Genomic DNA, 18,959 nt, shown 5'->3' with positions numbered 1-18,959 from the left:
GATCGCACTGGCAGATAGCGGCAGCGCATTAGCAGCGCACAAGCACAGTGGAAGTGAGAAGTAGTCCATCATGGGTCTCGAGGAAAAACTGCCCAGCGGCTTTCTGTTGAGCACGGTCGAAGGTTTGGCCGGATATATGCGTAAAGGCTCACTCTGGCCCGCCACCTTCGGTCTCGCCTGCTGCGCGATCGAAATGATGGCCACCGGCGCCGGACGTTTCGATAGCGCCCGTTTCGGCATGGAGGTATTTCGCGCCTCACCCAGGCAGGCCGATTTGATGATCGTCGCGGGCCGGGTCAGCCAGAAGATGGCGCCGGTACTTCGTCAGGTCTACGACCAGATGACCGAGCCGAAATGGGTCCTCGCGATGGGCGTTTGCGCGTCATCGGGCGGCATGTTCAATAACTACGCCATCGTCCAGGGGGTCGATCATGTCGTGCCGGTCGACATCTATTTGCCCGGCTGCCCACCCCGCCCGGAGATGCTGCTCAACGCAATTCTGGCGCTGCACGCGAAGATTCAGGAGACGCCACTCGGAGTGAACCGGGAGGAAGCCGTGCGCGCCGCCGAACAGGCCGCGCTGGCGTCCACTCCGACTATCCGGATGGAAGGTCTGCTGCGATGACCTTCGACTCCCCCGACAACAACGGGATTCGCCCGCCGGACGACCTCGAGGAACCCGCGACGGCGGGGCCGGAAGGTGCCGCATCCACGAAAGATACTGCTTCCGAGGGAGATTCGTCCTCGGCCGGTGTCGAGGTAGTCGGCGTCCGGCGCGGGATGTTCGGTGTCAGCGGCAGCGGCGACACCTCCGGCTACGGCAAGCTCGTCCGCCCGGTCACGTTGCCCGGCAGCACGCCGACACCCTACGGCGGGTACTTCGACGAGGTCGTCGACCTCTTGCGCACCGCGCTCGCCGCCACCGGATCAAGTTTCGAAACCGCCGTCGAGAAGGTCGTCGTGTTCCGCGGCGAGCTCACGCTGCATGTGCGGCGGGAACACCTGCCCGCCATCGCCATGCTCCTGCGCAACGACCCCGCGCTGCGTTTCGAACTGTGCCTCGGAGTCAGCGGTGTGCACTACCCCGACGATGAGGGCCGCGAACTGCATGCGGTGTACCCGCTCATGTCGATCACCCATAACCGCAGGCTGCGTGTGGAGGTGTCGGTGCCGGACGCCGACCCGCACATCCCGTCGCTATACGACGTGTATCCGACCACCGACTGGCACGAACGCGAAACCTATGACTTCTTCGGCATCATCTTCGACGGCCATCCCTCGCTGACTCGCATCACGATGCCCGACGACTGGCGAGGCCACCCCCAGCGCAAGGACTACCCGCTCGGCGGGATCCCGGTCGAGTACAAGGGCGCGCGGATCCCGCCGCCCGACGAGCGGAGGACGTACAGCTAATGAACGAGACCGACACCAGGTCCGGCGTCTCAGATGCCGGGCCCGAGCCAGCTGCAGGCACCGCGCCCGAACCGACGACGGTCACCGTCGCGGGCCAGGACTGGGACCAGGTCGCCGAATCTCTCGAGGGCGCGGGCGAAGAACGCATCGTCGTAAATATGGGCCCCCAGCATCCGTCCACCCACGGCGTGCTGCGGCTCATCCTCGAAATCGAGGGCGAGACCGTCATCGAGGCGCGCTGCGGAATCGGCTACCTGCACACCGGCATCGAGAAGAATCTCGAATTCCGCAACTGGACCCAGGGCGTCACCTTCGTCACGAGGATGGACTACCTCTCGCCGTTCTACAACGAGGTGGCCTACTGCCTCGGTGTGGAGAAGCTGCTCGACATCACCAAACATATTCCCGAGCGCGCCACCGTGATTCGCGTGATGCTCATGGAGCTCAACCGTATCTCCTCGCATCTGGTGGCGCTGGCCACCGGCGGTATGGAGCTCGGTGCGCTCACCACGATGCTGTTCGGTTTCCGAGAACGTGAACTCATCCTCGATGTCTTCGAGACAATCACCGGCCTGCGCATGAACCACGCCTACATACGCCCCGGCGGCATCATCCAGGATCTACCGGACAATGGCGTCGCCAAGGTGCGTGAGCTGCTCGACCTGATGCCGAAGCGGTTGCGCGACATGGAACATCTGCTCACCCAGAACCCGATCTGGAAGGCGCGCACCCAGGACATCGGCTACCTCGACCTCACCGGTTGTATGGCGCTCGGCATCACCGGTCCGGTCCTGCGCGCCACCGGCCTGCCACACGACCTGCGCAAGACACAGCCCTATTGCGGTTACGAGACATACGAATTCGACGTCCCAACCGCCACCGGCTGTGACTGCTACGGCCGTTACCTGATCCGGGTGGACGAGATGAAGGAGTCGCTGAAGATCGTCGAGCAATGCCTCGACAAGCTGCGGCCCGGCCCGGTCATGGTGGACGACAAGAAGATCGCATGGCCGGCCGATCTGTCGCTGGGACCGGATGGACTCGGCAACTCCCCCAAGCACATCGGCAAGATCATGGGCACGTCCATGGAGGGACTCATCCACCACTTCAAACTGGTCACCGAGGGGATCCGAGTACCGGCGGGCCAGGTGTACACGGCCGTCGAATCGCCGCGCGGCGAGCTCGGCGTGCACATGGTCAGCGATGGCGGCACCCGCCCGTTCCGAGTGCACTACCGCGATCCCTCGTTCACGAATCTGCAAGCGGTCGCAGCCATGTGCGAGGGCGGCATGCTCGCCGATGTCATCGCCTCGGTCGCCAGCCTCGACCCTGTCATGGGCGGAGTGGACCGATGAGTACAGCATCGCATGACGATTCGCTGAGGAGTGGTGGCCGAGTGGCGGGTGGGCCGGGAATTCTGCTGCAGCTCTCCACCCGGCCCGAACCATTCCCGCGCTATGTGCGCGAACGCCTGGAACTCGACGCCAAGGAAATCATCGGCCGCTACCCGCAGCCGCGTTCGGCGCTGCTGCCGCTGCTGCATCTGGTGCAGTCCGAAGAAGGCTGCGTCACCGGCACCGGCATCGAATTCTGTGCCGACCAGCTGGGATTGACCGGCGCCGAGGTGACCGCAGTCGCCACCTTCTATTCGATGTACCGGCGCACCCCGACCGGTGATTACCACGTCGGCGTCTGCACGAACACGCTGTGTGCGGTGCTGGGTGGCGACGCGATACTCGGCGCGCTCGAACACCACCTCGGGATCGAACCGGGTGAGACGACGCAGGACGGATCGGTCACCCTCGAGCACGTCGAATGCAACGCGGCCTGCGATTTCGCCCCGGTCATCATGGTCAATTGGGAGTTCTTCGACAACCAGACCCCGGAATCCGCTCGGGCGCTGGTGGATTCGCTGCGCGCCGGGCGGCAGGTGACACCGAGCCGCGGCGCACCACTGTGCACGTTCAAGCAGACCGCGCGCCTGCTCGCCGGGTTTCCCGATGAGCGGCCGGGAGCCTTGGACGGCGCCGCCGGTGACGCCACCCTCGCCGGTCTTCGGGTCGCGCAGGAGCAGGGCATGAATCCGCCAGCACCACAACAGAATCTGGAGGGCGCCTGATGACGTTGACTCCGGTCCTCAGCAAGTACTGGGACGATCCGCAGTCGTGGACGATGGAAACCTATCGCCGCCATGACGGCTACCAGGCACTGCGCACCGCGCTGCGGATGGAACCCGATCAGGTTATCCAGACCGTGAAGGACGCGGGGCTGCGCGGCCGCGGCGGTGCGGGCTTCCCGACCGGCATGAAGTGGAGCTTCATCCCGCAGGGGCCGGGCCCCGACGGCACCACCAAGCCGCATTATCTGGTGGTCAACGCCGACGAGTCGGAACCAGGTACCTGCAAGGACATTCCGCTCATGCTGGCCACTCCGCACGCGCTGATCGAGGGTGTCATCATCGCCGCATACGCGATTCGCGCGGCACACGCCTTCATCTACGTGCGCGGTGAGGTAGTACCGGTGCTGCGCCGACTACAAGCCGCCGTCGCCCAGGCTTACGAATCCGGGTTCCTCGGCCGCGATATCCTCGGCTCCGGCTACGACCTCGACCTCATCGTGCACGCCGGTGCCGGTGCATACATCTGCGGCGAGGAAACCGCTCTGCTCGACTCCCTCGAAGGGCGACGTGGCCAGCCACGCCTGCGGCCCCCGTTCCCCGCGGTCGCGGGTCTCTACGCGTGCCCGACCGTGGTGAACAATGTCGAATCCATTGCCAGCGTGCCGCCGATCATTCGCAACGGCACGGCCTGGTTCCGCTCGATGGGCACCGAGAAATCGCCGGGCTTCACGCTGTATTCACTGTCGGGTCATATCGCCCGGCCCGGCCAGTACGAGGCGCCGCTCGGTATCACGCTGCGCGAACTTCTCGACTACGCGGGCGGTGTGCGCGCCGGGCATCAGGTGAAGTTCTGGACGCCAGGCGGCTCGTCGACGCCGCTGTTCACCGCCGAGCACCTCGACGTCCCGCTCGACTACGAGGGTGTCGCCGGTGCCGGATCCATGCTCGGCACCAAGGCATTACAGATCTTCGACGAAACCACCTGCGTGGTGCGGGCGGTGTTGCGCTGGACCGAGTTCTACGCCCACGAGTCCTGCGGCAAGTGCACGCCGTGTCGCGAGGGCACTTACTGGCTCGTCCAATTGCTGAAGCGCATCGAGACGGGCCGTGGCACCGAATCCGACCTCGACAAGCTCCTCGATATCAGCGACACCATCAACGGCAAGTCGTTCTGCGCCCTCGGTGACGGCGCGGCCAGCCCGATCGTCTCCTCGCTGAAGTTCTTCCGCGACGAGTACATCGACCATGTGCGCCTCGACGGGTGTCCGTTCGATCCCGTGCGATCCACCGCCTGGGCCGAAGGAGTGCAATGAGTACAGCATCACGTAGCGATTCGGTGCGGGTTGGCGGTCGGGCGACGGCTGTGCCCGCCACTGTGAATACCAACACCAGTGCGGTCGTCCCTGCCGACGTGGTGACCGTGACCATCGACGACACCACCGTCAAGGTGCCCGCGGGCATCCTGGTGATCCGGGCCGCCGAACTGATCGGCATCCAGATCCCGCGCTTCTGCGACCACCCACTGCTGGACCCGGTCGGCGCCTGCCGCCAGTGCATTGTCGAGGTCGAGGGCCAGCGGAAGCCGGTCGCCTCCTGCACCATGGCTGTCACCGACGGCATGGTCGTGCGTACCCAGCTCACCTCCGCGGTCGCGGACAGGGCGCAAGAGGGCGTGATGGAGTTGCTGCTCATCAATCACCCCCTCGACTGCCCGGTCTGCGACAAGGGCGGTGAATGCCCGCTGCAGAACCAGGCGATGTCGAGCGGGCGGCCCGAAACCCGCTTCGACGGCGTCAAACGCACCTACCCCAAGCCGATTCCACTGTCGTCCGCGGTGCTGCTGGACCGGGAACGCTGCGTGCTGTGCGCCCGCTGCACCCGCTTTTCCCAGCAGGTCGCGGGCGACCCGTTCATCGAGCTCATGGATCGAGGCGCCCTGCAGCAGGTGGGCATCGCGCAGGCCGAGCCGCTGGATTCCTACTTCTCCGGCAACACCGTGCAGATCTGCCCGGTCGGCGCACTCACCGGGACCAGCTATCGGTTCCGTGCCCGGCCCTTCGATCTGGTGTCCAGCCCGAGTGTCTGCGAACACTGCGCGTCGGGCTGCGCGCAGCGCACCGACCACCGCCGCGGCAAGGTGCTGCGCCGCCTCGCCGGTGACGATCCAGAGGTCAACGAGGAATGGAACTGCGACAAGGGCCGCTGGGCATTCGCATACGCCACCGAACGCGATCGCCTGACCACCCCGCTGGTGCGCGGCTGGGACGGTAACCTCGCCCCGGCCTCCTGGTCCGAGGCGCTCGCCGCCGCCGCCGAGGGGCTGGCCGCCGCATTCGGCAGCGCGGGTGTGCTCGTCGGCGGACGAGTCGACGAGGAAGACGCCTACGCCTACGCGAAGTTCGCGCGAATCGCCCTCGGCACCAACGACATCGACTTCCGCACGCGGGTTCACTCGGTCGAAGAAGCCGACTTCCTCGCCGCCCGCATCGCCGGACAGGGCGTCAACGTCGACTACGACAGCCTGGAGAAGGCGCCGGTCGTCCTGCTCGCCGGATTCGAGCCGGAGGAGGAATCACCGATCGTCTACCTGCGGCTGCGCAAGGCTGCCCGCAAACGCGGACTGCCCGTCTACTCGCTGGCCGCATATGCCTCCCGCGGCCTCGATCGCATGTCCGGCACCCTGTTGCAGACGGCGCCGGGCGGCGAACCATACCTGCTCGACACCCTGTGTACCGACGAAATCACCACGGCAGGAGACTATTCCGAGGAACTGGCCGAAGCGGCACAGTTGCTGCGTCGGCCCGGCGCGGTCATCATGATCGGCGAGCGGTTGGCCGGGGTTCCCGGCGCGCTCTCGGCGACCGTGCGGCTCGCCGACGAAACCGGCGCCGCCCTCGCGTGGGTGCCGCGCCGTGCCGGCGAACGCGGCGCGGTCGAAGCGGGCGCGCTGCCCGGTCTACTTCCCGGCGGCCGCCCCGTGGCGGACCCCAGTGCCCGCCAACAAGTTCGGGAAGTCTGGAACGTATCGGACCTACCCGCGACGGTCGGCCGCGATACCGGCGCCATTCTGGAGGCGGCATCCACCCTCGGCGCCCTCATCGTCGGCGGTGTCGACCTCGCCGATCTCCCGGACCCGAAGGCCGCGCTCGCCGCTATCGACGCCGCCCGGTTCGTGGTCAGTCTGGAACTTCGCCGCAGCGATATCACCGAACGCGCCGACGTGGTGTTCCCAGTCGCCTCGACCATGGAGAAATCCGGTACCTTCCGCACCTGGGAGGGCCGCGCCCGGCCGTTCGAGGCCGCGCTACGCGAATCCACCGTGCGCCGGGAGGCCGCACCACTGTCGGACCAGCGGGTGTTGCAGGCGATCGCCAGCGAGATGCACATACCCCTCGGTTTGCCCGACACCGATTCCGCGCGCGCCGAACTCGCCGAGCTGGGCGCCTGGAACGGACCGTCCGTCGCGCCGCCCGCATATCGCGCCCACCCGGTCGCCCGCCCCGAACCGGGCACCGCCGTGCTCGCGGGCTGGCGAATGCTGTTGGACCAGGGCCGAATGCAGGACGGTGAACCGAACCTCGCGGGCATCGCACGCCCACCCGTCGTACGGCTCTCGGCCACGACCGCCGCCGAAATCGGTGCCGCCGAGGATGATCTGGTCACCGTCGCCACCGAACGCGGCACCATCACGCTGCCGCTGATGATCACCGATCTGCCCGATCGCGTCGTCTGGCTCCCGCTCAATTCGCCGGGCAGTTCGGTCTTCGAACAGCTGGCCACCCAACCGGGCGGCGTGGTGGCGCTGCGGCGTGCCGACGAGAGGATGAAGGAACACCGTCATGAGTGATCTGTCCCTCTTCGGCCACGACCCGCTGTGGCTGGTTTTCGCGAAATCCCTCGCCATCTTCGCTTTCCTACTGCTCACGGCACTGATGTCGGTGTTTCTGGAGCGAAGGATCGTGGCGCGCATGCAGATGCGTATCGGGCCGAACCGAGTCGGGCCGAGGGGCACCCTGCAGGCAGTCGCCGACGGCGTCAAGATGGCGCTCAAGGAAGACATCATTCCGGCGATCGTCGACAAGCCGATTTTCATCATGGCGCCGATCATTTCGGTGATTCCCGCCGTAATGGCGTTCGCCGTCATCCCATTCGGGCCGGAGGTATCGGTCTTCGGGTATAGCACCGCATTACAACTCACCGACATGCCGGTGGCCGTGCTCTACATTCTCGCGATCACCTCGATCGGCGTATACGGCATCGTGCTGGCCGGCTGGTCGTCGGGCTCCACCTACCCGCTGCTGGGTGGACTGCGTTCGACCGCGCAGGTGATCTCCTACGAAATCGCGATGGCACTGTGCTTCGCCACGGTGTTCCTGCTCGGCGGCACCATGGCCACCTCGGGCATCGTCAGGGCGCAGGAGGGCACCTGGTACGTGTTCCTGCTGCTGCCATCGTTCCTCATCTACTGCGTGTCGATGGTCGGCGAAACCAACCGCGCCCCGTTCGACCTGCCCGAGGCCGAGGGCGAACTCGTCGGCGGCTTCCACACCGAATACTCCTCGCTCAAGTTCGCCATGTTCATGCTGGCCGAATACATCAACATGGCAACGGTTTCCGCGCTGGCCACTACCCTGTTCCTTGGCGGCTGGCACGCGCCGTGGCCACTGAATATGTGGGACGGCGCCAACTCCGACTGGTGGCCGGTGCTGTGGTTCACGCTCAAGGTGTGGACGTTCCTGTTCTGCTTCATCTGGTTGCGCGGCACGCTGCCGCGCCTGCGTTACGACCAGTTCATGAATCTCGGCTGGAAGCTGCTGATTCCGACATCGCTGGCATGGGTGATGCTGGTCGGCGCGGCCCGAATCCTGCAGAACGAGGGCTACCGCGCGCAGACGCCGCTGCTGGTTATCGGCGGGTTGATCGTCTCCGGACTCATCGTGTCGCTGTTCCTGCGCGCCGGACGTGCGGAAGGCAGACCGGCCCACGTCGAAGACTCCCCCGCAGCACCACCCGGTGATACCGCCGGTAGCGAGAGCACGGTATTCCTCGGCTTCCCGACACCACCTCTGCCGGATCGCTCCCAGCAACATGAGCCGGCCAAAACCGGTCTACTGGAACCACTTTCCGGTTTCGCGGTCACCTTCGCGACCATGTTCAAGAAGCCCAATACCGAGTCCTACCCCGAGGAGAAGGTCCCAACCGCGCCGCGCTACCACGGCCGCCACCAGCTCAACCGGCATCCGGATGGCCTCGAAAAGTGCATCGGCTGCGAGCTGTGCGCGTGGGCGTGCCCGGCCGACGCGATCTTCGTGGAAGGCGCGGACAACACCGAAGGCGAACGCTTCTCGCCCGGCGAACGCTACGGCCGGGTCTACCAGATCAACTATCTGCGCTGCATCGGCTGTGGGCTGTGCATCGAAGCCTGCCCGACCCGGGCGCTGACGATGACCAACGAATACGAGCTCACCGACGACAACCGCGCCGACCTGATCTACGAAAAGGACCGGCTGCTCGCCCCGCTCGCACCCGGTATGAGCGCACCACCGCACGCCATGTACCCCGGTGCCGACGAGGGCGACTACTACCGTGGCAACGTGCCCGGCGGTGCCGGAACGGATTCCACCACGCCGAGGCAGCCCGCCGCTACGGGCGCGGAAGGTGGCGCGCGATGACGACAGAGATGATCCTCGCCGCCGAACCACTCACCCGGGCTTCCACAGGTGAGGCGGTGAGTTTCTGGATACTCGCTCCGGTGGCCGTGATCGGCGCGCTCGGCATGGTATTCGCGCCCAAGGCAGTGTATTCCGCGATCTGCCTCGCAACCACCATGATCTCGCTCGCATGCATGTACATGGCGCAGGACGCCCTATTCCTCGGCGTGGTGCAGATCGTCGTCTACACCGGCGCGGTCATGATGCTGTTCCTGTTCGTGCTCATGCTCGTCGGCGTCGACTCGGCCGAATCATTGCGCGAAACCATCCGCGGCCAGCGACTCGCGGGCATCGCGATCGGCCTCGGTTTCGGCCTGCTACTGATCAGCGGCATCGCCAACGGCATCCATAATTCCGGGGTCACCTACCCAGCGAGCGGATTCGCGGGCCGGGACGTCATCGGTGGGCTCGCCGAGTTGATCTTCGTCCGGTATGTGTGGGCCTTCGAACTCACCGGCGCGCTGCTGATCACCGCTACCATCGGCGCGATGGTGCTCGCGCATCGGGAACGGTTCGCGCCCAAGGTCGATCAGCGTGAAATGTCACGCAGGCGATTCCGCGACCCGGCAGGTAAACGCGCCACCCCGCTGCCGACTCCCGGCGTATACGCCAGGCACAACGCGGTCGACATTCCGGCGAGGCTGCCTGACGGCTCCTTCGAGGAGTTGTCGGTCAGCACGATCCTGCGCCATCGCCGCACCCAGGCGCTGACCGAGGAAGCCGACATCTCGGTCTCCGACGATTCCCACAGAGCTGACGAGGAAGGCATCCGGTGAACCCTCAGAATTACCTATTCTTGTCCGCCCTGTTGTTCACGATCGGCGCGGCCGGAGTGCTGTTGCGGCGCAACGCCATCGTGGTGTTCATGTGCATCGAGTTGATGCTCAATGCGGTGAATCTCGCCTTCGTCACCTTCGCCAGACTCCATGCCAATCTCGATGGTCAGGTATTCGCGTTCTTCACCATGGTGGTCGCGGCGGCCGAGGTCGTTGTCGGTCTCGCCATCATCATGACCATTTTCCGCACCCGCCGCTCGACTTCGGTCGACGACGCCAACCTGCTGAAGTTCTGACGTGGACGGGGCAACTCTCTGGCTGCTGCCGGCGCTGCCACTGGCAGGCGCCGTCATCCTGTTGCTGGCCGGACGCTACAGCGACAAGTGGGGTCATTGGCTGGGCTGCAGTACGGCGATCGCCTCGTTCGTCGTGGCCGCTATCGCCTTCTCCGACATGCTCGGCCGTGACAACGCCGACCGGGCGATCCACGACAACCTGTTCAGCTGGGTGCCGGTCACCGGCCTACAGGTCGACTTCGGACTCCAACTCGATCAGCTGTCGATCTGCTTCGCGCTGCTGATCACCGGAGTCGGATCGCTCATCCACATCTACTCCGTGGGCTACATGAGCCGTGATCCGGCACGGCGGCGGTTCTTCGCCTACCTCAACCTGTTCCTCGCGGCAATGCTGCTGCTGGTCCTGGCGAACAACTATCTGGTGCTCTACCTCGGTTGGGAAGGCGTCGGCCTGGCGTCCTACCTGCTGATCGGTTTCTGGCACGAAAAGCCCTCGGCCGCAGCGGCTGCCAAGAAGGCGTTCGTCGTCAACCGGGTTGGTGACATGGGGCTGGCGATCGCTATGTTCACCATGTTCGCGACGTTCGGTTCGATCAACTTCGCCGATGTGTTCGGTGCCGCGCCGAATGCGGGCGAGGGCAAACTCACCGCGATCGGCCTGCTGCTGTTGCTGGCCGCCTGCGGCAAGTCGGCGCAGGTTCCCCTGCAATCCTGGCTCGGGGACGCGATGGAGGGCCCGACCCCGGTGTCGGCACTCATCCATGCCGCGACCATGGTCACGGCGGGTGTGTACTTGATCGCACGCTCCGGCCCGATCTTCGACTTGGCGCCCGGCGCCCGGCTCGGCGTGATCCTGGTCGGCGCGGTGACCCTGTTGTTCGGCGCGATAATCGGCTGCGCCAAAGACGACATCAAGAAGGCACTCGCGGCCTCGACCATGAGCCAGATCGGATACATGGTTCTTGCCGCCGGGCTAGGCCCGGCCGGGTACGCCGTTGCCATCATGCATCTACTCACACACGGGTTCTTCAAGGCGGGGCTGTTCCTCGGCGCCGGGTCGGTCATGCACGCCATGAACGACGAGACCGATATGCGCCGCTACGGCGGACTGCGGAAGCTGCTTCCGGTCACCTACGTCACCTTCGGGCTCGGTTACCTCGCCATTATCGGCGTACCGCCATTCGCCGGGTTCTTCTCCAAAGACCGCATTATCGAGGCGGCGTTCAACCAGGGCGGCCTCAATGGATTCGTGCTCGGCTCGGTGACGCTGATCGGTGCGGGACTCACCGCCTTCTATATGACGCGGGTAATGCTGATGACCTTCTTCGGTCAGCGCCGGTGGAAGCCCGACACCCATCCACACGAATCCCCGGCCGTCATGACCGGACCGATGATCGTGCTCGCCATCGGTTCCATCGCAGCCGGTGGACTGTTCGTCCTCGGATCGTCATTGCAGAACTGGCTCGAACCCGTTGTCGGGGCGCATCACGGTGCGGAGAGCGTCCCCGCGGCCGTCGTCACCGCGCTCGCCTTGATCGTGGTGGCTGTGGGCGTCGGTTTCGCCTACTACCAATACGCCCAGCGTGAAATCCCCGAGACCGCACCGGAATCGGTGTCGGCGTTCACCGTCGCGGCCCGCAAGGATCTCTACGGTGACGCGTTCAACGAGGGCGTATTCATGCGGCCCGGCCGACACCTGACCCGGGCACTGGTCTTCCTCGACACCCGCGGCATCGACGGCATCGTCAACGGCACCGCCGCGCTGATCGGCGGCCTGTCCGCCCGAATCCGAAGGGTCCAGTCCGGTTTCGTCCGGTCCTATGCCCTGTCCATGTTCACCGGCGCGGCCCTGGTGGCCGCAGCCCTGCTGGCGGTGAGGATCTGGTGACCGACTTTCCCTGGTTGACCCTGTTGTGGGTATTGCCCGCGGTCGGCGGGTTGGCGGTGCTGCTGCTGCCCGCCGCGCAGCGCACGATGGCGCGCTGCCTGGCGTTCGGCATCTCGATCGCGGTGCTCGTGATCGGCATCGTCCTGGCCGTGCGCTTCGAACCCGGCGGGGCGCAGTACCAGTTCGTCGAAAACCACGAGTGGATACCGGCTTTCGGGGCCGGCTATACCCTCGGCTTGGACGGCATCGCGCTGGTGCTCGTACTGCTCACCGCGGCATTGATACCGCTGCTGCTGCTGGCGGGCTGGAACGACGAACGCGAGGTCGGCAGCGGCCGTCGCGTCGCCCACACCTACGTCGCGCTGACCCTCATGGTCGAGGCGATGGTACTGATTTCCTTTGTCTCGCTGGACATTCTGCTGTTCTACGTGTTCTTCGAGGCAATGCTCATCCCGATGTACTTCCTCATCGGTGGCTTCGGCCCGCGCACGGCGGATGTGCAGTTGCGTCAGCAACGCTCCCGCGCGGCGGTGAAGTTCCTGCTGTACAACCTGTTCGGCGGGCTGATCATGCTGGCCGCGGTGATCGGGCTGTATGTGCTCACTGTGCGCGAGGGGCTCGGCTCGGGATCGTCAGGCACCTTCGACTTCCGCACCGTGGTCACCGCCGCCAATACCGGTGCGCTCGGCGCGGGCCCGGCCGTATTGAACGCGCTGTTCCTCGGGTTCATGTTCGCCTTCGCCGTCAAGGCACCGCTGTGGCCACTGCATACCTGGCTGCCGGATGCGGCGGTGGCGGCGACCCCGTCGAGCGCGGTGCTGATGATGGCGGTGGTCGACAAGGTCGGCACCTTCGGCATGCTGCGCTACTGTCTGATGCTGTTCCCCGACGCGTCGGGAACCTATGCGCCACTGGTGATCACACTCGCGGTGATCGGAATCATCTACGGTGCGGTACTCGCGATCGGCCAGACCGATGTGATGCGACTGATCGCCTACACCTCGATCTCGCACTTCGGGTTCATCATCCTCGGCATCTTCGCGATGACCAGCCAGGGACAAACCGGGGCCACGCTCTACATGGTCAACCACGGCATCTCCACGGCCGCGCTGTTCCTGATCGCCGGTTTCCTCGTGTCACGCCGTGGCACCAGAGTCATCGCCGAGTTCGGTGGGGTGCAGAAAGTGGCGCCCGTGCTCGCGGGCACTTTCTTCATCGCCGGTCTGGCTACCCTGTCACTGCCGGGGCTCGCGCCGTTCGTCAGCGAATTCCTGGTCCTGGCGGGCACATTCACCCGCTACCAGGTGGCTGCGGTCATCGCCACGGGCGCGCTGGTGCTCGCGGCACTGTATGTGCTGTGGCTCTACCAGCGCATGATGACCGGGCCGGTGAAGGACGGTAACGAGCGACTCCACGACCTCGTGCCCCGCGAGCTCGCCGTGGTGGTGCCGCTGATCGCCGCGCTGCTATTTCTCGGGATCTACCCGAAACCGGTGCTGGACTTCATCAATCCCGCTGTCGGCCAGACGCTCACCACCATCGGCAAACATGATCCCGCACCATCGGTGCCGCCCCTTCCGGAGGCGGGCGCCCCCGCCGGAGGTGCGCATAAATGAGCGCTCGCGAAACCTCCCGGCAGGCCGCCACCCAGTGCTACGTATCAAGGACGGCATAAGTGACTTCCTACGAATACGGAACCGTGCTCGCGGCGACTGTTCCCGCGCCAAGCATCGAATACAGCAAGCTCGCGCCGATGCTGATCGTGTTCGGCGTCGCGGTGACCGGGGTGCTGGCCGAGGCGTTCCTGCCGCGCCGCCACCGGTACGCGACCCACATCGTTCTCGGCCTCGCCGGGCTCGTGGCGGCATTGGTCGCCGTCATCCGGCTCTCGGGAACCAACACCACAGCCGTGGTCGGCGCGGTGTCGATCGACGGGGTCACGTTGTTCCTGCAGGGCACGATCATTGTGGTCGCTATCCTCGCGCTGCTGTTCATTGCCGAGCGCGGCGTCGAGCCGCGAGCGCGGGTGCGCTCCGGTCCCGGAACCTGGAGTATGGCCGCAGTTGCCGCCGGGCACGGTGTGGACGCGTTCACCCCGCAGGCGTCCTCGGTTCCGGGTAGCGCCGGTGAAACGGCGGCCATCCGGGCAGGCGTCGCGACCACGGAGGTCTTCCCGCTCACACTGCTCGCGGTCGGTGGCCTGCTGTTGTTCCCGGCCTCCAACGATCTGCTGACCATGTTCGTAGCGCTCGAAGTGTTATCGCTGCCGTTGTATCTGCTCTGTGGCCTGGCCCGGCGCAAGCGCCTGCTCTCGCAGGAAGCGGGGCTGAAATACTTCCTGCTCGGGGCGTTCTCGTCGACGTTCTTCCTCTACGGTGTGGCGCTGCTCTACGGCCAGGCCGGCACCGTTCGACTCGATGGAATCGCCGATTCGATAGCGCAGCACCCACAGAACACCACCCTCGCGTTGCTCGGCATCGGACTGCTCGCGGTCGGTCTGCTGTTCAAGATCGGTGCGGTGCCCTTCCAGTCCTGGGTGCCCGATGTGTACCAGGGCGCGCCGACGCCGATCACCGGATTCATGGCCGCCGCTACGAAAATCGCCGCGGTCGGCGCGCTGCTGCGGCTGCTGCAGGTCGCGGTCCCCGGCCTGCGCGATGACTGGCGTCCGGTGCTCGCCGCCATTTCCATTGCCACGATGGTGATCGGCGCGGTCATGGCCATCACCCAGACCGACGTCAAGCGGATGCTCGCGTATTCCTCGGTGGCTCATGCCGGATTCATCCTCACCGCCCTGGTCGCCGCGAACGACGCGGGCGTGTCCGCGGTCCTGTTCTACCTGCTCGCGTACGGTATCGGCACTATCGGCGCGTTCGGCGTAGTCAGCCTGGTCCGCGAAAGCTCGGGCGACGAAGCGACCTCAATGACGCAGTGGGCGGGGCTGGGACGCCGCTCCCCCTGGCTGGCAACGGTTTTCGCGCTGTTCCTGCTCTCGTTCGCCGGCCTGCCGCTCACCAGCGGGTTCGTCAGCAAGTTCGCGGTGTTCCAGGCCGCGGCGTCGGGCGGTGCGGCTGCGCTGGTGATCGTCGGTGTCATCGCCAGCGCCATCGCCGCGTTCTTCTACATTCGAGTCATCGTCCTGATGTTCTTCACCGACCCTCCCACCGACGCCCCCGTCGTCGTCACCCCCTTCCTGACAACCATCGTCGTCACCTTCACCGCGGGAGCCACCATCCTGCTCGGCATCATCCCGCAATCCATCCTCGATATCGCTGATCGCGCAACAACTTTCGCCCACTGACCCTGCCACGACCGGTACCGCCGCACAGCGAATTGTGCGGCGGTACTTCTCTTTTCGTGGCGCGCCGCGTCGACCGGTCTTGCCGTTCTCAAAACCCGCAGGAGATCGCGCCAATACAGGTGCGTGCTCGAGCGTTGACCTCGGTCCGCGCACCCATGCACGCTGCCGCGACAAGCCTGCGCGGGGCTTGCGGTTCATGGCGGAAGCAGACGCCAGTACAGCGCCCAGGGTATGAATACGATCGCGCCGAGGATCAGCAATGCGAGTCCCGTCTTCCTGCCGCGCAGTGGTGTGGATGGCTTGCAATCGGCGCCCGGCGCGATGAGCTCGTGACCGCGCATCTCGGCGAATACAAGAAGGTGCGCACTATGCGGCGCGATCCCCGGGCAGTATCTCCTTTGTTCCTTGGCGCGCCAGGTCCTAACCTGGGACACCAATGCCACTCGACGGTGCCTTCCCCGAGACCGGCGTTACCGACGCAACGCACGTCTCGAACGGCGACCGCGGAGCGAGAAGGAGAGAAATGAGAAGCGACACCCTGAAAGTCGCCGGCGCGATCATCTATTACGAGACTCGCGGCAGCGGCCCGGTGTTGTTGCTGTTGCCGGGCAGCGGTGGCGACGCGGCCGTATTCGATTCGATTGCCGATACCTTGGCCGAGCATTTCACCGTCGTCGCCGTCGACCCGCGCGGCTACTCCCGCAGCACATTGGACAGCGAGGACCGTAGCGGCAACCTGATCGAGGCGATGGCGCTGGACGCGCACCAAATTCTCGAACATCTCACTCCCCCAGGCGAAGACGCCTATGTTTTCAGCGGCAGCGGCGGTGCGGTCGTCGCACTCGAGTTGCTCGCCCGCCATCCCGAGCGGCTGCGACTGGTGGTGGCGCACGAGCCGCCGATGTTCGGTGTGCTTCCCGACGCAGCCGAGCATCGAGCGTTCGTCGCCGAGGTGCGGGAGCTGTTCCACACACAGGGATACGCCGCGGCAGGAGCCCGTTTCGTAGCGGGTATCGGCGGCACCATCAAGGATCTCCCCGACCCCGATTCGCTGCCACCCCGCACCGCCGCCATGCTCGAGCGGTTGATGGCCAACGGGCCGTTGATGTTCGAACACGAGCTCGAGATCGTTACCGCTTACCTGCCCGATCGGGCCGCGCTCGCGAAGGTCCGCGACCGGCTGGTCTTGGGCGCGGGCGAGCTGACCCGCGGGCAGCTGCCGCACCGTCCGGCCGCGAAACTCGCCGAAGAACTCGAAGTCCCCCTGACCGTATTCCCCGGCGGGCACAGCGGATTCACCGATGAGCCAACCGCTTTCACGCGTTTGTTGCTCGAAAAACTCGGCGTGTCGTCGGCTTCGCCGGAGCCGGGCACCGTGTCGAGCGGCACCTGATTGCACCGACACACCGTTCGTAACACCATTCTCAGCGACAACGGTATTCGGTTGCACCGCAAGCGAAATCAGGCAAGGTCGGCCACTTCGAGGTAGATCTGCCGCTGCCGGGGAACGGGCACGCCACCACGATCTGGTCGAAGCTCGGCCGTCGCGCGATGTACAGCCGCCCGGTCCCGAACACCACCATGCCATTGCGGCCGGCCGTGGCCGCCGCTGTCTCGCGCCTGGTCTCGAACCCGAGTGCGGCATAGATCCCGTTCATGGGGAGGCTCCTCTCCCTCCTACCCTCCAAATCGAGGATGCCGCCCATCACGGCCCCCGCCACAAAGTGTCGTGCCACTCGATTCGCCCGGGCCGGACTACTCGCCGCCCAGAATCCGCGCCGCTCACCCCTTGCTCGTGCCCGGTTCTTGCGTGGCGTCGCGAAACATCCGCACCCGTGTGAATGTGAATCAGTTGTAGGACGCGGTGACAGCGTCCAGGAGGTGTTCGAGTGTGTCGTAGGTGGGGGTGTCGATCACGTCGATGACCTCGGCGGGGACCGGGACGTGGTTATCGGTGGTGACCTTGGCGAAGGGAGCGCTGGCGCCGGTGCGGAATCCGTGTTCGGCGGCGAGCCGCTGCAGTTGCGGGTCGGTGGACAGAAGTTGGCCGATCCGGTCGCCCTCGCTGTTGAGCGGCACCAGGGTGTGCTTGGACAGCACTGTCGGCGATGGATATGTCAACACCATGCCGGGTTTGATCTGCCCGTGCGCGGCGGCCTCGATGTACTGGGCCTCGTAGATAAGCACGAGCGGGGTCGGCCCCATGCCCGCCGTGAGGTATTCCTGGAACGGGCCTTCGCTCGAGTTCTCGGTGTATCCCTGACGGACGAACAGCTTCGACACGGTGGAAAGCACCGACTGTTCGGCGGCCGGGCCCTGCACAACCGTGTTGTCGTTGGCGACGTAGCTGGCGATGGCGAGGTACATGGCGGCGGAGTTCGAGCTGCGCGGGTCGGTGGTGGAGACCACGATGTTCTTGCGCACCGGATAGCTGGTGTTGCCGGGCAGGAAGTCCCACTGGGTGTCGGTGCGCACAAGCTCGAGGTAGCGGGCCATATCGAAGGTCGCGACCGGGCCGGGATGGATGATCCCCGCGGTGGTCAGCAGATCCGCGATCGGCTGGAACGTGGCGATCGCCATCGGTGAGGAGAACGGCGTGTATTTCGCGCTGATATTGCGGGCCCGCTGGATCCGTTCGGCCGCAGGGCCACTCGACGGGAAGGCGAAATCGTATGTGCCGAGATCGATCGATGTCGCGATTTGGCGCGAACCGGCCGGATCGACCTCGACCTTCACACCATTGTGAGCCAGCGTATCGATGACCTCGGGGTCGTTGAAGAACGCCATTTTCTCTGATCCCACGACACCGTGCAGGGTGGTCAATGATTGTGCGACGGGCACTGCTGCGGAGGGAGAATCCGGTTGCCGCACAACAACAGTGACCACGATCGCGGCGACCAGTACGGCGGCGCCGATCGTCAGCGGAACAACACGCTTCTTCGTCAGCACCGAACCGGGCAGACCACTCACACGTGCCCCGCCTCTCGAACTTCCCTGGGCGGCAACCGATTCGGTCGGCATTGCGTCGGTGCCAGCGGCGGTCGAACCGTCGGATTCCGTTGTCCGCGTCTCCAGTTCGCGCCGCGCCAGGCGTTCGACGAGGATGGGCACGAACTCCCGCACCGGATGTCCCTCGAACTGCCGGCGCGCGGTTCCCACCGCGGTCTGGACAGTTTCGACCGGATAGGTATCGGTGTAGTTGTCGACCAACCGATCAGTTAATCGGCGGATCGCTTGCTCTTCGCGGACAGTAACGCCACCCACCACAATCTCCTCGGCCTCACACACGGTCTGGAGTCGCGAGGAGAACATCGCCCTGCCCGCGCCGCAGCAAACCCTACGGGCAGCGCCGACGATTGGACGGGGTGTGAACGCAAAATTCAATAGCCCCATAGCATTCCGACACCCACCGTTGCCCGGGTGTTTGCCGGACCGCCGATATGGAGGAGCCACCG

General features: G+C 65.5%; 15 protein-coding genes. 13 read left to right on the top strand and 2 right to left on the bottom strand.

Annotation, left to right across the window (positions count from 1 at the left end):
• Positions 1–70 precede the first annotated feature (70 nt).
• From LKE06_RS16150 to LKE06_RS16090, 13 genes are all read left to right on the top strand, one after another.
• Positions 71–625 carry a NuoB/complex I 20 kDa subunit family protein gene (locus tag LKE06_RS16150; protein ID WP_227999846.1) on the top strand — a complete coding sequence of 185 codons (555 nt, stop codon included), beginning with the start codon at positions 71–73 and terminating at the stop codon, positions 623–625.
• Entirely contained in the window at positions 622–1,413 is a 792-nt protein-coding gene (locus LKE06_RS16145; RefSeq protein WP_227999843.1) for an NADH-quinone oxidoreductase subunit C, read from the top strand. The genes LKE06_RS16150 and LKE06_RS16145 overlap by 4 nt, the downstream gene beginning before the upstream one ends.
• Positions 1,413–2,768: an NADH dehydrogenase (quinone) subunit D gene (nuoD, locus tag LKE06_RS16140; protein ID WP_227999842.1), complete on the top strand. Its 1,356-nt coding sequence runs from the start codon at positions 1,413–1,415 to the stop codon at positions 2,766–2,768. Before LKE06_RS16145 ends, nuoD begins: the two co-directional genes overlap by 1 nt.
• Positions 2,765–3,532, top strand: a complete 768-nt coding sequence (gene nuoE / locus LKE06_RS16135) for an NADH-quinone oxidoreductase subunit NuoE (protein WP_227999840.1) — start codon at positions 2,765–2,767, stop codon at positions 3,530–3,532. Before nuoD ends, nuoE begins: the two co-directional genes overlap by 4 nt.
• Complete coding sequence (nuoF, locus tag LKE06_RS16130) at positions 3,532–4,845, top strand: NADH-quinone oxidoreductase subunit NuoF (RefSeq protein WP_227999838.1); 1,314 nt, start codon at positions 3,532–3,534, stop codon at positions 4,843–4,845. Before nuoE ends, nuoF begins: the two co-directional genes overlap by 1 nt.
• The gene (locus tag LKE06_RS16125; protein ID WP_255649236.1) at positions 4,842–7,379 is read left to right on the top strand and encodes an NADH-quinone oxidoreductase subunit G; all 2,538 of its coding nucleotides are present in this window, start codon (positions 4,842–4,844) and stop codon (positions 7,377–7,379) included. The genes nuoF and LKE06_RS16125 overlap by 4 nt, the downstream gene beginning before the upstream one ends.
• A complete protein-coding gene (gene nuoH, locus LKE06_RS16120; protein ID WP_227999836.1) occupies positions 7,372–9,204 on the top strand; it encodes an NADH-quinone oxidoreductase subunit NuoH in 1,833 nt (610 codons plus the stop codon). The genes LKE06_RS16125 and nuoH overlap by 8 nt, the downstream gene beginning before the upstream one ends.
• Entirely contained in the window at positions 9,201–10,019 is an 819-nt protein-coding gene (locus LKE06_RS16115) for an NADH-quinone oxidoreductase subunit J (RefSeq protein WP_227999834.1), read from the top strand. The genes nuoH and LKE06_RS16115 overlap by 4 nt, the downstream gene beginning before the upstream one ends.
• Positions 10,016–10,315 (top strand): NADH-quinone oxidoreductase subunit NuoK, encoded by a 300-nt coding sequence (gene nuoK, locus LKE06_RS16110; RefSeq protein ID WP_227999832.1) that lies wholly within the window; start codon positions 10,016–10,018, stop codon positions 10,313–10,315. Before LKE06_RS16115 ends, nuoK begins: the two co-directional genes overlap by 4 nt.
• Before the next feature lies 1 nt (position 10,316).
• Entirely contained in the window at positions 10,317–12,203 is a 1,887-nt protein-coding gene (gene nuoL / locus LKE06_RS16105) for an NADH-quinone oxidoreductase subunit L (RefSeq protein ID WP_227999827.1), read from the top strand.
• Positions 12,200–13,819, top strand: a complete 1,620-nt coding sequence (locus LKE06_RS16100; protein ID WP_227999826.1) for an NADH-quinone oxidoreductase subunit M — start codon at positions 12,200–12,202, stop codon at positions 13,817–13,819. The genes nuoL and LKE06_RS16100 overlap by 4 nt, the downstream gene beginning before the upstream one ends.
• A 59-nt stretch (positions 13,820–13,878) precedes the next feature.
• Positions 13,879–15,504 (top strand): NADH-quinone oxidoreductase subunit NuoN, encoded by a 1,626-nt coding sequence (gene nuoN, locus LKE06_RS16095; RefSeq protein WP_227999825.1) that lies wholly within the window; start codon positions 13,879–13,881, stop codon positions 15,502–15,504.
• Between the two features lie 523 nt (positions 15,505–16,027).
• Positions 16,028–16,897 carry an alpha/beta hydrolase gene (locus LKE06_RS16090; RefSeq protein ID WP_227999823.1) on the top strand — a complete coding sequence of 290 codons (870 nt, stop codon included), beginning with the start codon at positions 16,028–16,030 and terminating at the stop codon, positions 16,895–16,897.
• A gap of 31 nt (positions 16,898–16,928) precedes the next feature.
• On the opposite strand, the gene LKE06_RS16085 is transcribed toward LKE06_RS16090, so the two are convergent.
• Positions 16,929–17,162 carry a hypothetical protein gene (locus LKE06_RS16085; protein WP_227999821.1) on the bottom strand — a complete coding sequence of 78 codons (234 nt, stop codon included), beginning with the start codon at positions 17,160–17,162 and terminating at the stop codon, positions 16,929–16,931.
• A gap of 190 nt (positions 17,163–17,352) precedes the next feature.
• Positions 17,353–18,768, bottom strand: coding sequence for a three-helix bundle dimerization domain-containing protein (locus tag LKE06_RS16080; protein ID WP_227999820.1), 1,416 nt, complete (start codon positions 18,766–18,768; stop codon positions 17,353–17,355).
• Positions 18,769–18,959 lie beyond the last annotated feature (191 nt).

It is taken from the genome of Nocardia australiensis, from assembly GCF_020733705.1.
In the GTDB taxonomy this organism is placed as follows: Bacteria; Actinomycetota; Actinomycetes; order Mycobacteriales; family Mycobacteriaceae; genus Nocardia; species Nocardia australiensis.
Note: the sequence above shows the minus strand (reverse complement) of the source record. Positions and strands in the feature narration are given on the sequence as shown.